Annotated in this window: 11 protein-coding genes and 1 pseudogene; all 12 read left to right on the forward strand. The window is 37.4% G+C overall.

Features of this window, described 5'->3' with window-relative positions; all coding sequences use genetic code 11:
- The 12 genes and pseudogenes from IPU53_RS06065 (at position 1) to IPU53_RS06120 (ending at position 15,648) form a co-directional block, all read left to right on the forward strand.
- Positions 1-1,716, forward strand: coding sequence for a GMC family oxidoreductase (locus IPU53_RS06065; RefSeq protein WP_207448909.1), 1,716 nt, complete (start codon positions 1-3; stop codon positions 1,714-1,716).
- 14 nt (positions 1,717-1,730) lie between these two features.
- On the forward strand, positions 1,731-1,952 hold the full coding sequence (tatA, locus tag IPU53_RS06070) for a twin-arginine translocase TatA/TatE family subunit (protein WP_207448911.1): 222 nt from the start codon (positions 1,731-1,733) through the stop codon (positions 1,950-1,952).
- 11 nt (positions 1,953-1,963) lie between these two features.
- On the forward strand, positions 1,964-2,692 hold the full coding sequence (gene tatC / locus IPU53_RS06075; RefSeq protein ID WP_207448913.1) for a twin-arginine translocase subunit TatC: 729 nt from the start codon (positions 1,964-1,966) through the stop codon (positions 2,690-2,692).
- A 118-nt stretch (positions 2,693-2,810) separates the two neighbouring features.
- Positions 2,811-3,416, forward strand: a complete 606-nt coding sequence (locus tag IPU53_RS06080; protein WP_207448915.1) for a class I SAM-dependent methyltransferase — start codon at positions 2,811-2,813, stop codon at positions 3,414-3,416.
- Between the two features lie 585 nt (positions 3,417-4,001).
- Positions 4,002-5,804: a glutamine--fructose-6-phosphate transaminase (isomerizing) gene (gene glmS, locus IPU53_RS06085; RefSeq protein ID WP_207448917.1), complete on the forward strand. Its 1,803-nt coding sequence runs from the start codon at positions 4,002-4,004 to the stop codon at positions 5,802-5,804.
- A gap of 181 nt (positions 5,805-5,985) precedes the next feature.
- The gene (locus tag IPU53_RS06090; RefSeq protein ID WP_207448919.1) at positions 5,986-6,768 is read left to right on the forward strand and encodes a DUF6414 family protein; all 783 of its coding nucleotides are present in this window, start codon (positions 5,986-5,988) and stop codon (positions 6,766-6,768) included.
- A 32-nt stretch (positions 6,769-6,800) separates the two neighbouring features.
- Positions 6,801-7,637: a TnsA endonuclease N-terminal domain-containing protein gene (locus tag IPU53_RS06095; RefSeq protein WP_207448921.1), complete on the forward strand. Its 837-nt coding sequence runs from the start codon at positions 6,801-6,803 to the stop codon at positions 7,635-7,637.
- On the forward strand, positions 7,634-9,799 hold the full coding sequence (locus tag IPU53_RS06100; protein ID WP_207448923.1) for a Mu transposase C-terminal domain-containing protein: 2,166 nt from the start codon (positions 7,634-7,636) through the stop codon (positions 9,797-9,799). The genes IPU53_RS06095 and IPU53_RS06100 overlap by 4 nt, the downstream gene beginning before the upstream one ends.
- The gene (locus tag IPU53_RS06105; protein ID WP_242698098.1) at positions 9,774-11,465 is read left to right on the forward strand and encodes an ATP-binding protein; all 1,692 of its coding nucleotides are present in this window, start codon (positions 9,774-9,776) and stop codon (positions 11,463-11,465) included. The genes IPU53_RS06100 and IPU53_RS06105 overlap by 26 nt, the downstream gene beginning before the upstream one ends.
- Before the next feature lie 11 nt (positions 11,466-11,476).
- Positions 11,477-13,339 carry a TnsD family Tn7-like transposition protein gene (locus tag IPU53_RS06110; protein WP_207448925.1) on the forward strand — a complete coding sequence of 621 codons (1,863 nt, stop codon included), beginning with the start codon at positions 11,477-11,479 and terminating at the stop codon, positions 13,337-13,339.
- Positions 13,320-14,852 carry a Tn7-like element transposition protein TnsE gene (locus tag IPU53_RS06115; RefSeq protein WP_207448927.1) on the forward strand — a complete coding sequence of 511 codons (1,533 nt, stop codon included), beginning with the start codon at positions 13,320-13,322 and terminating at the stop codon, positions 14,850-14,852. Before IPU53_RS06110 ends, IPU53_RS06115 begins: the two co-directional genes overlap by 20 nt.
- Positions 14,853-14,996: 144 nt before the next feature.
- Positions 14,997-15,648: pseudogene (locus tag IPU53_RS06120) on the forward strand (class I SAM-dependent methyltransferase).
- Positions 15,649-15,680 lie beyond the last annotated feature (32 nt).

Here is a 15,680-nt window from a genome sequence, read left to right on the forward strand (position 1 = left end):
ATGGCAAAAACTTTACCGAAAACAGATGTAGTAACCGTTGGAGTAGGCTGGACAGGCGGAATTATCGCCGCTGAATGTGCCAAAGAAGGCTTAAATGTGATTGGGCTAGAAAGGGGTGGCGATAAGCGGAACGCTGAAGACTTCTCTATGGTCCATGATGAATTACGGTATGCTATGCGCTATGACCTGATGCAGGATATGTCAAAGGAAACCATTACCTTTCGAAATAAACAGGATCAGCGGGCATTGCCAATGCGTCAATTAGGGTCGTTCCTCCTTGGTGAAGGTGTGGGAGGATCAGGAATTCATTGGAATGGACATACCTTTCGCTTTTTGCCTTATGATTTTGAAATAAAATCGAAAACAATCGAAAAATACGGGAAAAATAAGATTAAAAAGGATTACCTCATTCAAGATTGGGGGATCACGTATGATGAATTAGAACCCTATTATGATAAATTTGAAAAAACATGTGGTTTATCTGGTGAGCCGAATCCTTTAGGCGGGAAACGAAGTGCAGATTATCCTACTCCGCCAATGAAAAAGACCGTTATCACGAAGAAATTTAAAGATACAGCGGAAAAAATGGGACTTCATCCTTTTTCCATGCCTTCTGCCAATTTGTCGGAGGATTACACGAATCCGGATGGTGAAAAAATAAATGCTTGTCAATATTGTGCATTCTGTGAACGATTTGGCTGTGAGTATGGGGCCAAGACAAGTCCGAATATCACTGTTATTCCGACAGCGAAAAAGACGGGGAACTTTGAACTAAGAACATATGCCAATGTATTGGAGATTATTCATGAAGGCGGCAAAGCAACAGGGGTTAGATATATCGATGTTTTAAAAGGAGAGGAATATATTCAGCCTGCTGATGTTGTCGTTCTAACAAGTTATGTAATGAATAATAATAAACTTTTACTCGTATCCAATCTCGGCCAACCATATGATCCTGATACAGGAAAAGGGGTAATTGGAAGAAATTATTGTTACCAAATGGTGCCAGGCACAACCGGATTTTTTGAGAAAGAACGCTTTAATTCTTATATGGGTGCTGGGTCCCTTGGTGAAGTGGTCGATGATTTTAATGGTGATAATTTTGATCATAGTGATCTTGATTTTATCCATGGTGGTTCTCTTGCGGTCACTCAAGCTGGTTATCGACCAATTGGAAATAATCCTGTCCCACCCGGAACGCCTTTATGGGGGAAGGAATTTAAACAAAAATCGATTAAGTATTACACAAGAACGATTTCGGCGAGCTATGAGGGAGCATCCATGCCATATCGTTATAATTATTTGGATTTAGATCCTACCTATAAAGATGTGTATGGGGTGCCGCTACTCCGAATGACATATAATTTCACAGACCAGGATCGAAATCTATATGAGTATCTCAATAAACAAAGTGATAAAGTGATGAAAGAAATGGGGGCAGATACGATTCAGAGCTCCGGAAAATTGGCAGATTATGATATTGTTCCTTATCAGACTACACACAACGTTGGGGGCGTTGTCATGGGGGATGACCCATCGATTTCCGCGGTGAATAATTATTCGCAAATGTGGGACGCTGATAATGTATTTGTTGTTGGAGCATCTTCCTTTGCTCACAATAGTGGATACAATCCAACTGGTACTGTTGGGGCCTTAGCCTACCGTGCTGCAGAAGGGATTATCGAATATAGTAAAAAAGGTGGTCAATTAGCCTAGAAAGGAGTGCGACTATGTTTTTTCAACAGATAGGGATCCCAGGATTAATTCTCATCCTCATCATTACCTTAATTGTATTTGGACCGAAAAAGTTGCCTGAAATCGGTGCGGCCTTTGGCAAAACCTTATCAGAATTTAAAAAATCAGCGAATGAAATTATGGGCTCGGAAGGAACAGAAAAACAGGAGAAACTTCCTTCAGTAGAACAGGCGGCATCTGAGCCAACGAAAGAATAGAGGTTTCTTATATGGATGAAGAAAGAGCATTAACAGATCACCTTGGCGAACTACGCAAGGTGATTATATACTCCCTTCTTTTTATTACTGTTTGTTTTATTGCCTTTTTGATTTTTACACAGAAAATGATTCCCATCATTACTAGAGAACAAAAACTAACGATGTTGGGGCCATTAGATGTGATTCGATTTTACACAGGGATAGCAGGCAGTCTGAGTTTAGGGGTGTCTGCTCCCTTTATTGGCCTGTTACTATGGAAATTTATTCGTCCTGCTTTAACAGATGTAGAGAGTGCAAAGGCATTAAAGTTTATTCCGGCAATGCTTTTAAGTTTTGTTGGTGGGTTGTTATTCGGTTTCTATGTGGTTTTCCCTTTTTCGTATCAATTTTTACTGAACCTAGGGACAACCAATTTTGAGATGATGATTACGACTCAGAGTTATTTTTCCTTTTTGCTAATGACGACGATCCCGATGGGTTTTTTGTTTGAGGTTCCCTTTGTGTTAATGTTTTTAACTGCTGTTGAAATTTTAACACCGGAACAATTAGCAAAATCTCGGAAATATGCTTATGTTGTCTTAGCGATCGTATCCGCAATCATTACACCACCGGATTTCGTATCCCAATTGATTGTCTTAATCCCCCTGTTTATCTTATATGAACTTGGAATAGGTTTATCGAAAATCGTCTTTCAAAAGCAACAAAAAGCGATACATGCGGATCGATTGCCACAAACATAAAAGAAGAATCCCTCGTGCTCTGTATGAGGGATTCTTTGAATACAAAACCATAAGTTCAATTTTACAAACCCTTCTTTTGGGGAATAGAGGAAATAATAATGTAGTTAGGGTGAGTAGAATGTTGAAGGTAATTAAAAGGAATTTTAAACAGCCCAAAGGTTTGATTGGAAAGTTTATTGGAAAAGTAATGGCGACAGAAAATAAGACATTGAACGAATGGACAATTGAACAATTAAAAGTTCGCCAAGGGGATCGTATTCTTGAAATAGGCTATGGACCCGGATATAGCATGGAGTATTTAGTGAATCAATATCGAAACATTCAAATTGATGGTATCGATATTTCGAAAGCGATGAAGGATGAGGCGACCCGTCGACTGAAAACTCAGGTGGATAAAGGGCAGATTAGATTGGTTATAAGTGATATTTCAGAAGCAGACCTTCAACGAAATAGCTATCAAAGGGTATTGGCAGTGAATACCTATACGTTATGGCAAGATAAACAGGCAAGTCTTGAAAACATCTATCGAGCATTGCAGCCAGGTGGAAAAATAGCGATTACGATGCAACCACGCCAAGAAGATGCACGACTCCATAAAACGAAACAGTTCGGAAGACAGATTCGAACGAATATGAGAATGAGTGGATTCCGTCAAATTAAGGTTCGATATAAAGAGATCTCACCAGCCCTAGTAGTTTGTGTCACTGCTACAAAACCAAAATAGGAATGATCATGGTGTCAAGTACTGGTGGGTAATTAGCCATTGAGCATTATTACTTGGTTATAAAAATGCCGCACAACGACTCCTGGAAGATAAAAATATTTTGTCATTTTTCTTCACATCTTGACCAATTAAAAAGTAATATAGTATGATAGATTTTGTTTTCTACTTAAGGATTGAGAGGAGCGTAGGGGTTTCCAAAAATAAAGCGCCAGAACTAATCACGATCGAAATCTAAAGTGTGTGTTCAAAAGGAGGATAGGACCAAGTCGGCTAAAAGGCGCCGACATCCTGTCAGTAACATCGACACTGTAAAAGTTTGAGACGGCGAAGCCTTCGAGCATTAGTGTCATTTTCTCCGGACTTTTTGAACATCATCTTAAAGGATTAGTTGACGAGGTGGAGGTTATCGAATCTTCGGCGGATGCCTCCCGGCTGGGACACACAGTCGAATGATCTTTCTTAAAACATCGAGGTGACTCAGGTGGACAAAGGAAGGATTATGTGCACATACAGATAAACATCAGAGAGAAGGGGGTAAGTATGCCCCCCATGCTGCTTGCCTCCTTCTATGAGGAGGAACTGAAAATGTGCGGAATTACCGGCTATATTGGAAGTAAACAGGCGAAAGAAATTTTATTAAAAGGATTGGAAAAACTTGAATATCGCGGTTATGATTCTGCAGGAATCGCTGTAATGAATGAGACGGGTGTTCAAGTTGTTAAAGAAAAGGGACGAATCGCGAAATTACGTGAAATTGTGGATGAAAGTATCGAAGCCCAAGTGGGAATCGGTCATACACGGTGGGCGACACATGGAGTACCAAGCCAGGAGAATGCTCATCCTCACCAAAGTGCTTCAGGACGATTCACCTTGGTCCATAATGGTGTGATTGAAAATGATACAGAGCTTCAGGAGAATTACCTTTCAGGAGGGACTTTTAAAAGTGATACAGATACAGAAGTGATTGTTCAGCTTGTGGATAAATTTTCAGCAGAAGGACTTACAACAATCGAGGCTTTTCGTAAAACCTTATCTTTATTAAAAGGATCTTATGCGATTGCCATGCTTGATCAAGAGACACCGGATACTGTCTTTGTCGCGAAAAACAAAAGCCCACTTTTATTAGGTGTCGGGGAAGGTTTTCACGTTGTAGCAAGTGATGCGATGGCGATGCTTCATGTCACCGATTCTTTTATTGAATTAATGGATCAAGAGATTGTCATGGTGAAAGAAGATCAGCGAATTATCCAGACATTTGATGGGACAACAGTGACACGCCAGCCATATCAAGCAGCCTTCGATGCAAATGATATTGAAAAGGGAACCTATCCGCATTATATGCTAAAAGAAATCGATGAACAGCCAGCTGTTATTAGAAAGATCATTCAATCATATCAAAATGAACAAGGCGATTTGTCCATCGCGAGCGGTATCGTCTCAGCACTCCATGAAGCGGATCGATTGTATATCATTGCTTCAGGCACAAGTTATCACGCTGGATTAGTAGGAAAACAATTAATAGAGAAAATGGCGAAAATCCCTGTGGAAGTTCATATTGGTAGTGAATTTGCCTACAATCCACCTCTTCTTTCTGAAAGACCATTCTTTATCTTTATCTCGCAAAGTGGTGAGACAGCTGATAGTCGTGCAGTGCTCGTGAAAATAAAGGAATGGAATTATCCTTCTTTGGCAATTACAAACGTAGCAGGCTCTACACTCTCTCGAGAATCGGATTACACATTGCTTTTACATGCGGGTCCAGAAATCGCTGTTGCCTCTACAAAGGCCTATACAGCTCAGCTTGCTGTTTTATCCATTCTCTCTTATGTAATAGCACAAACAAACCTGCTTCAAGTCGAGTTTGATTTGGTAGAGGAACTTGCACTTGTCGCTACCGCGATGGAAACTTTATGTGACGCAAAAGAAGAATTTGAAAAAATCACCACGGAATTTCTTTATGCAACAAGAAATGCCTTTTTCATTGGCCGTGGGCTTGATTATTTCGTCTGTCTTGAAGGTGCCCTTAAATTAAAGGAAATCTCCTATATTCAGGCAGAAGGCTTTGCCGGTGGAGAACTCAAGCACGGAACCATTGCCCTTATTGAAGAAGGGACACCAGTCATCGCTCTTGACACACAGAAAAACGTCAGCGGAAGCATTCGTGGCAATGTAAAAGAAGTGGCTTCCCGTGGCGCCAACACCTGCCTAATTGCAATGGAGGGACTTCATAACGCTGGAGACCATCATGTCCTTCCGGAAGTACATCAATGGCTAACACCATTTATATCTGTGATCCCACTTCAACTTATTGCTTATTACGCCTCCCTTCACAGAGGCTGTGACATCGACAAACCACGGAATTTGGCGAAGAGTGTGACAGTGGAGTAGGGTGTGGTTGTTTGTAGATTGTGTTGTGGCTTTGAAATAAGGTTTGATAATTTATATTAAAGATTGATCATTTGAAATAAAGTTTGATAATTTATAATAAAGTTTGATAAAAACAATCCTTTAAGATAATATGTTCTTGAAGGGTTGTTTTTTTATTCTGATATTTGGGAGTGTATTCTTTATGAAACTTAAAATGCCGTTTCGTGATTTCTATTATTTAGATTCTGAATATGTAGATAATTTACTGGGAATTGTAGAAGGATTTATTCAAGAAGAGTATTCGGAGGTAAAGCGTGAGGAAAGAACTAATCAGGGTAAAGGAAAATTCGCACTTGCTGATATTGGAAGAGAAAGTAGGAAAGGGGAAGAAACCGTTAGAACAGGTCGGGTAAGCGCAGAACTAAAGTATAATAAGCTTTTTGATTACTTGGTAGATAAGGGTTTAGAACAAATAGATGCTTTTGATGAAACCCTTTGGGATATGATATTAGATGAGGAAGAAATACTAGAACTTAGAGGCGCTTTACATTTTACCCAAATATATAACTTAGAAAAAACTACACAGTATTTGGGTGGGTTTATGAGAGGGCTAGATATGGTTCAAGACTCAGAGATTGATATGGTTGCAGGACAAGCATCTAAGATACGGCATTTACAAGAGAAGAATGGAATACCAATTAGGCTTGTAACTTCTGACGGCCAATATACATTTATAGCATATTTAAATGAGAGGTACTTACAAAAACAGCAGAATGAGATTATGGGAAATGATTACAAAATGCTTTGCAAAGTTGAAAGAGTCATTGAAAGAGGGGAGGATTATAATATCTTTGATCCTAAAGAAATAGAACATACTATCTTAAATAGAGAGCAGAGAAGACAAAATAAAAAATTACCGGATGAATTTATGGAAAAAGTTAAGGGTCCGGCAGCTGTGGTTCTACCAATTGCAATTTATAGGTAAGTATATATTGATGACTTATTGGGGTGAATTGAGTGGCAAAGCGTAAGCGAGTTAATTCAGATGATAAGAAGCTTAAAAACGGAAGAGGTCAAGGAATTGGAATTAATTATAAACCATGGCTAAACATTCAAGAAGTATCCTCACTTGGACGATCTACTCGTTTGAAGGGAAATAAAATTCCAAGGCAATATGAGTTTCTTTCAGATTTAGAACGAAATTACTTTTATTTATTGGAATATTCCGATTCAGTTGTTGATATCCGTGAACAATTTCCACTTCTTCCAATTGAAGAAACGTTATTAATTTCTGATGAGCTAGGTATTAAGCACCCTAGAGACCCTAAAACACAAGAACCTATTGTTATGACAACTGATTTCGTTGTTACAACCAAAGGACAGAAGAATACCGATGTAGCACGGACAATCAAGTATAAAAATGATTTAGCAGATGAACGCGTACTAGAAAAATTTGAGATTGAGCGTGTTTATTGGGAACGTAAGGGAATTGACTGGGGGATTGTAACAGAAAATGAAATTTCCAAAACAATGGCAACTAATATAGCATTTGTTCACGGTTATGCTGATTTAGGATATATTGATGGTTTTCAAGAAATAGAGCAATCTGAACTAGATGAGTTCAGTATATTTCTAATAAATAAGCTTTTACGTGAAGAATTTTCATTAAGAGAAATTACGCAGCATCTAGAAGAAAGCTATGGGTTAACAGCAGGGGGTGGGATTACGCTATTCAAGCATCTTGTCATTACTAAAGCAATAGAAATAGACTTATCCGAGAGACTCGATGTCGGTCAAATTATCCCAATAAAGACAGTTAGGACAGACTTTTCGGAAAAGGTGAAGGCAATATGATTTATTACAACCAAGTGTATCAATATATTAATAAAGAAGCTAAGAATCGCTTACGAGTGATAGATATTGATGATCCAATTGCTTACTATGTAGAACTACATGGAGATACATCAATGCCGAAAAAAATAGATATTGCTATACTCGATGCCGAAGTACAAGCCGAGGTTTTGTTGGCTATTCCAGATCCCTATGCTAAAAGCTACTCGGATAGTGATTTAACTGATAACCAACTGCGGAAACGTGATGAAGATTGGCATGTTGTTTCAGATGCGTGGAATGTATATAAAGAAAGATTATTAGAAAAGAAAACCAGAGAAGCAGCATTGGCAGAAATTGCTTCAAAATCAGGAATGAGTAAATTAAAGATAAAACGTGCATTTACCCGCTTTTGGCAACGAGGATTAAATAAGAATGCGCTTTTACCTGACTATATGTATTCAGGAGGAAAGGGAAAAGAGAGAGATCTTTCGGAATCAAAAGTAGGTAGACCAAGAAAGTATGCTCTATCTGATGACGGTCAGCAAGGGATTAATATTACAGAAGAGGTGAAAAGGCAATTTGCCTTTGTTATCAAGAAATACTACCGAAAGAAAGAACAGATTTCCTTAGCAGAAACATATGATTATCTTCTACGGGAATTTTATTCAGATGAATATGTTGAGAATACCATAGTGAAATACAAAGTGTGGGATGCCTCGAGAATACCCACATACAATCAATTTTATTATTGGTTTAAGAAATACGAAGATCCACAACTGGACATTGCTTTACGTATAAGTGAAAAAGAGTTTAATTTGAAACATCGCCCAATTTTAAATAACTCTACTATGGAGACAGATGGACCTGGTACACGTTTCCAAATAGATGCTACGATTGGAGATATTTATTTAGTTAGTTCTTTTGATAGATCCTTGGTTATTGGTCGTCCAGTTATATATGGAATAATTGACGTCTATTCACGGATGGTTACGGGTATATACGTTGGACTTGAAGGCCCTTCGTGGATTGGAGCTATGATGGCTTTAGATAATATGGTGACTGATAAAGTTGAGTACTGTCAGCAATTCAACATTAATATTGATGAAAGTCAGTGGCCAGCAAAGCATTTACCCGAGATCATTATTGCTGACCGAGGTGAATTCGAAGGCTATTCGGTAGAGAATCTTATTAATAATTTAAATATCAAAATTGAAAATACATCTGCATATCGTGGGGATTTAAAAGGAATTATTGAGCGCCAATTCCGAACGATTAATGGAAGAATTAAGCATAAAACACCAGGCGCCATTCAAAAAGAATTTCGAGAACGGGGAGATCGTGATTATCGTCTAGATGCTAGTTTGAATCTGGAGGAATTCATCAAGATAGTTATTCATTTAGTGTTGAAGCATAATCAGAAAATCATAGAAAAATATCCACTTGAAAAAGGGATGATTACAAGTGGATTAACAGCAACACCGGTTAATTTATGGAATTGGGGTATTGCGAATAAAAAAGGACGTTTACAAACTGTAATGGATAAAAATGTACTCAGAATGAACTTATTACCGAAAGGCAGAGCACGAATTAGCCGAGCTGGACTTAAATTTAAAGGTTTATTTTATGGGGCAGAAAAAGCGATTAATGAGCAGTGGTATGTAAAACTTAAAAATACAAGTATTGAAGTTTTATATGATCCCCGAGAAATGAATCAAATTTATATACCTTACCCTGACGGGAGAGATTTCGATACTTGTTATTTATTAGACACTAGCTTGGAGTACAAAGGCAATACGCTAGAAGAAGTTGAATTTTACCAGAATCTTTTGCAAGAAGCGAAAGCCGAAGAACAAGTTAGGCAAAGAGAAAACACAATCAATGCAGATCTAGCGATTGAAAAAATTGTTAAAGAGGCAATGAACGATAAAAAGCAATCTGTACCACAGTCAAACAACAAGTCTGAAAAATTGCGAGATATAAGAGTAAACCGACAAGTAGAAAAAGGATTAAATCGGGAAGATGAAAAGTTTAATTTAATTGATAAACCAGATGAAGTACAAGTAGATATCATAGATTTTGAAACAAAAGAAAAGATAAATAACTCTTCACCTAAGAAATCACCCTCACGTCTGATGCAAAAATTAAAGAAGAAACGAGATGAGGAATTTGGGAAAAACAAATGACATGGTTGTCTTAAAAGGAGAATTTGAGAAAGGCGGATATAAGGAACAACCTTTAAGTGAGTATACCAATAATCCCTTCATCGAAGCCCTTCCACCAATTTTCAGTGAGGATGATGTGTTGGAAAGATTTATGGTGACTCCACGAATTAGTAAACAAGATAAATTAAGTGCAACGAATATTCGATATCACGTGTTAAAGCGTGTGAGAAACTTTATTCAGCCATTACCGATTCACTTCGAGGTAGAACGTCGTTTGTCCACATTGATTAGAAGAAGTTATTTGGCCCGCAATCCACTAGATCCAACATTTTTAGAGCGTATTCGTGTATTGCATGAATTACGTGAAGAAGAGACGACGCATAAATATATCGATGAAAGACTAAATTATATTCGCTCGACCGCCGATAGTTTATCCATTATCGGCATTTCTGGGATTGGCAAAACCACTGCAATTGAACGTCTTTTGCTTATGTACCCACAGGTAATCAAGCATGAAGAATATAAGGGACAACCTTTTAACCGTACACAAATTGTATGGCTCAAAATTGACTGCCCTTATGATGGAAGCCTATCCACCCTTTGTAAAAGTTTCTTTAAAGCAATTGATGATTTACTAGGCACTCGATATTTAGAAAAGTACGGTTATTTGAACCGTGTGACATCAACCATGTTATTGCACATGACATCATTAGCAAGTATGTATGGCATTGGCGTTCTGGTAATTGATGAAATTCAACACCTACTACACTCTAAAAATGATCAGGAAGAAATGCTGAATTTCTTTGTTACCTTGTCTAACACGGTGGGTATACCAACTGTTCTTATCGGAACTTCCAAAGCGCAAAAATTATTCAAAGGGAATTTCAGGCAGGCAAGACGAGCTGCAAGTGATGGAGCTATTATTTGGGATCGTATGGCGGAAGATAGTGAAGAGTGGGAGTTTTTCCTAGAAACCCTTTGGGAATTACAGTGTTTAAAAACCTATTCTAAACTTACTGAGGAATTAAAAAAATCATTTTATTACGAATGCCAAGGGATTACTGCTGTTGCTGTAAACTTATTTATTCTAGCACAAGAACGAGCATTATTTGATGAGGGCAACCCGAATGAAATCATTACGCCACAAGTACTAAAAAAGACTGCGAAAGAAGATATGCAAACGATTCAACCAATGATGACAGCTATTCGGACGAACAATATTGCCGATATGATGAAATATGAAGATATCATGATCAATCTGGATGAAGTCATGCTGAACCATAAGCGAAATACAGAAATCGCAGGACGTATTCAGGAGGCGTTTAAGGAACGCCAAAATAGAATCGAGTATAAACGTCAAGACATGATTGAAAACTTAAGTGTTGAAGTGGCAGCCCTTGGTATTTTTGATAGTTTGAAAGAAAATGATATTAAAAAGCTCGCACAAAAAATAGTTGAGGAAAATCCACTTGATACTGAATTTAATCAACTTAAATCAGATGTAATTCAGCAGGCGATTGCCTTAAATCAACAAAAGAAAGATCAAAAAGCAAAGGCAAAAGTAAAAAATGTAGAGATTCTACCATTGCTAAAGCTAAGAAAGCAAGCGTTAGACAAAAAGCAACACCCCTATGAATTATTAAAAGCAAATGAATACATTAAAAATCCTCTGGAGGAGTTCTATTAGGAGGGAAGCAAATGCTGCCATTCTTTACAGATCCATATCCTGATGAATTAATTTATTCAACGATTGCACGTTATCACTTTTACAGTGGAAATATAGATTACAAAGATACGTTGGAAGAAGTATTTCAAAGTCGTTCTGTGATACCGAGTTTAGAGATTGGTAGCCATTTTGATGCTTTAGCTCAACAAATAGGAAATTATTCGGTAGAGAGTCTGTTATCGAAACATACTATTTATCCGTATTATGCTCCATTCCTTTCTAAACAGCGACAGCAAGAGATTCTACGGGACGTTCAAGGTGATGGAAAAGGTCTTTATACGAGGCTGGGCATGATTGCAGGAGGCATTTGCAAGAAAGACGGATTATACTACTGCCCGCAATGCGCCAAGGGTGATATTGATAGATACGGAGAACCATATATTCATAGGGAACATCAGCTACAGGGTATAGACTTGTGTGCGCATCATTATTTACAACTAAAGAAATATCCAGATGGCTTTACCGAGCAAAGTCGTATCAAGTTTATTCGGTTTGAGGTACAAAAAATGGATTTATCTGTTATACAGGAGGTGGAGTCCCCTGAACGATTTGATATCCAAGTAAATTTAGCGACAATGGCATATCAACTGTTAAATGTTGATATAGCAGCGTTCTCTCGTGAGGAAATCTTTAAAAGGTATCGAATGCTTCTTAGAGAGAAAAATTTAATTACTACATCAAACCAAGTAAGGCAAAAAGAGTTATTCGATGCATTTCAAGCGAATTTCCCAAAAGGATTTCTAGAAAAGTACGAATCGAATTTTAACGGGGAAGATGAACACAATTGGCTCAAGGTATTAACTCGTAATGAAAAGCGTCATGTCCATCCTTTGCGCCACCTATTCTTTCTGTACTTCTTAGGAAAAGACGTAGAAGAACTTTTTCGTGTTAGTGAGGATTTAGGTCCTTTCGGAAAAGGTCCTTGGCCATGCTTAAATAAGGCTGCCGATCATTATAAGCAATTGGTAATCAGTAATGTAAAGGTTACAAGAGACTTTAAATCAACAGCTCCTATCGGTACATTCGAATGTTCCTGTGGCTATATTTATGCAAGAAAGGGTCCTGATAAATCGAGCGAAGATAAATATCACATTGGTCGTGTAAAAGTATTTGGAGACACTTGGATGGCTAAATTACGAGTCCTTGCAAATAAGAATTTAAGTATAAGAGTAACGGCTAAAATGCTTGGAGTTGATTCCAAGACCGTGAAAAAATATTTATCCTTGGATGAGCAAAAAGGGAAATTAGAAAGTCAAGACAATTCTACAATGGTACAGCATCATCGGCAACAATTACTTGCGGGAATACGGCAATATTCTAATGATTCAAGAACACAAATTAGACAACGTTTTCAAAAGGAATATATCTACTTGTATCGCTACGACAAGGAATGGTTATTTAATCACTTACCTATCAATCAGACGAAGGTAAAACCGAAAGCAACTGTGGATTGGGAAGCTCGTGATCGTGAATACTGTTCAAAAATTGAAAAGCTCTATAAAGAACTCATTATGCTAGATAAGTCTGTTCGAATCACCATTTCAGTTATTGGAAAACGTCTTGGAATACTATCAAATTTGGAGAAACATCTGGATAAACTAACACGAACTAAAAAGTTATTAAATGAAATGACAGAAACTATCCAGCAATTCCAAATCAGACGTTGCTGTAAAATTATTGATCAAATGCTACAGGAGGAAGAACCTGTAATCTTATGGAAAGTACAGCGCAAGGGTGCTGTGAAATCACATCATTTTCATGAAATAAAACCGCATTTAGAAGCGTATATAGACATGAAACGGGAAGTGGATAATTATGGGCGCACAACAAGTTAAAATTAAATGGCCATTTAAGAAAGGGGAAAAGGCAAGACTAATTTGGATTGGTGATCCTTTTCGTCATGATAACAAAATAATGTTGTATGCATACTTTCGTGCAAGGGGAGTTACAGAGAAGATACTAATGGACTGGGGTACGTTGCCGTGTCTGGCAATTCAACATTATTATAATGATGGTATAATTACCTCAAGTCAGCCTCCTAATGGCGTGCAGGAAGTAGATATTACTATTTATCCCAATAGTGCCAAGTATTACGAGAAGCCTTGGAGGATACTAGGGAGCGAAGACCCTGCAACATCACGCAGTTTCATATTTACCTTTGATGGCAAGAATGTCATTCTGCCAGTCATCGAAGTGCTGAGAAGTATATTGGCGCCTAATGGTTTTCTTTTATATCGCTTGTTTGAATCGAATTCATTTCCTCAATTTTTCACAGAAAAATACGAACCAAATAAAATACATCTTAGTTTTTCATCACTGTATGAATTGAAATACACCAGAACAGTATTTATTTATCAATTGGTATGGCTATTAACGAACCGTGATTTAAGGCAAGTCTATGAAAGTATTGCCTTTACATGGCTGCAGGAACAAACAGTGAAGTTTGATTGGAAATTTACGCAGCCAATTACTGTCACTGCGAGAGTTAAGGAAGATAATAATACATGGACTATACTACAAATTGTAAATATGAAGAATAAGCATATTCCCTGTGAAAATATTTCAATTTCACATCCGGAAATACAGGATAAAGAGAAGTCGAAAGAAGCGAAGAAGTTTACATATCGTTCTTTAAATAAAAGAGATGGTGGAGAAGGATTTACATTAGATGAACAAGTCGATGGGGCTACGGAAGATTTTGATCTTGTACAGATGAATCAATTAAGACATGAATATATTTCGGTGCCTAAGGTCAAACGGATCAAACGTAGTTCTTCCAAGCAACGTTTGGAAGAAGACGAAAATACAAAGAGATACTATGGTGAAAATGATTCCATCCGTTCTGCAGCAGATAGTGGTGGTCAGCAATTGGCAAGAGGATTAGAACAACAAATGCTGCATGAAATTAAAGCTCGGGGGGAACTACAAGATTTTATTAATGTATTGAAGGTGCTGGAGCAATATCCAGAAGTAAAAGCAATTCGGGCATTTACTGATGTATTGCCGGAGGGACTATGGGAACGCAGATTTACAAAGCTTAGCGATGGTATTACTAAAAGACGTTATGTGATTGCTGAGGTATTTATGATGAATGGTAATCGTTTCAACATTATTGAGGTTGAACGTGAAAATCGCCCATTATCAACACTTATTATATATTCAAATTCCGAACAGGTCTGGGAATCAATTTATAACTATTTACTTGTGGGTCTTGTTAATACCAGTGGAACATGGATTAGTAGTTTGCTAAAGTCTATGACACATCAGAGCATTTACATTTTCAGATTGAAACATAGTCGTAAAGGAGTTTCCCACAGAGCAAAATTACTATTTAAAAAACTGTCATAATAAGAAACCTCAAGCATTATCAGTTGACATAATTTAAATAGTAAACCCAAAAAATAATTTTCATTCTTATCCTAGTAGGTAAATATTTAATTGGGTTGATATAATTAAGACTATATTGGAGGTTATGATAAAGGAGGTAAGAGTTTGAATGATACGAAATGGCAATTTGATCAGGTTGCTGAAGAATATGACTTCGTGAACGCACTTTTAAGTGACTATTCATTCTTTGTGTCTAATATGTCTTCAATCAAAAGAAAAGCATTAGATATTGGATGTGGTTCGGGATTATTAGTGGATCAATTGTCAAGTTATTATGATGAAGTAGTGGGGATTGATATTTCTAATCAAATGCTTGATCTTGCCAAATCGAGGCGTCAACGGTCAAATACAATCTATTTGAATATGAATGCAGAACATCTAAATTTTAACGAGAAGTTTGATTTTATTGTAAGCCGAACAACATTCCATCATTTGAATGATATACCAAGTGTGATAAAGCAAATGAAAGGGTTGTTAAATGGGGGAGGAAAAATAGTTATCCTTGATGATGTATCTAAAGTTGAGACCCCTCCTACCTACGTTTATATATTAGGAGCATTACAAGAGTTTATTCCTCATTTTTTTAAATTTGGAATAAAAAATGCTGTTAGAATCTTTAAGCATAACACTTCTAAACCTTGGCTTGAACATTTAGCTTTAGATAAGTACTTATCAGAATTTATACGAAAAACTGTTGCCGGGATGTAATTTTTATAGAATGGGGTGGGCCATGGGAATCATATGGACAAAGCCTTAGGCAACTGGATTAATCTATCCAAGGATGAGGAC

The organism is Bacillus sp. SD088 (genome assembly GCF_017355205.1).
Taxonomy (GTDB): Bacteria; Bacillota; Bacilli; order Bacillales; family Bacillaceae_C; genus Lederbergia.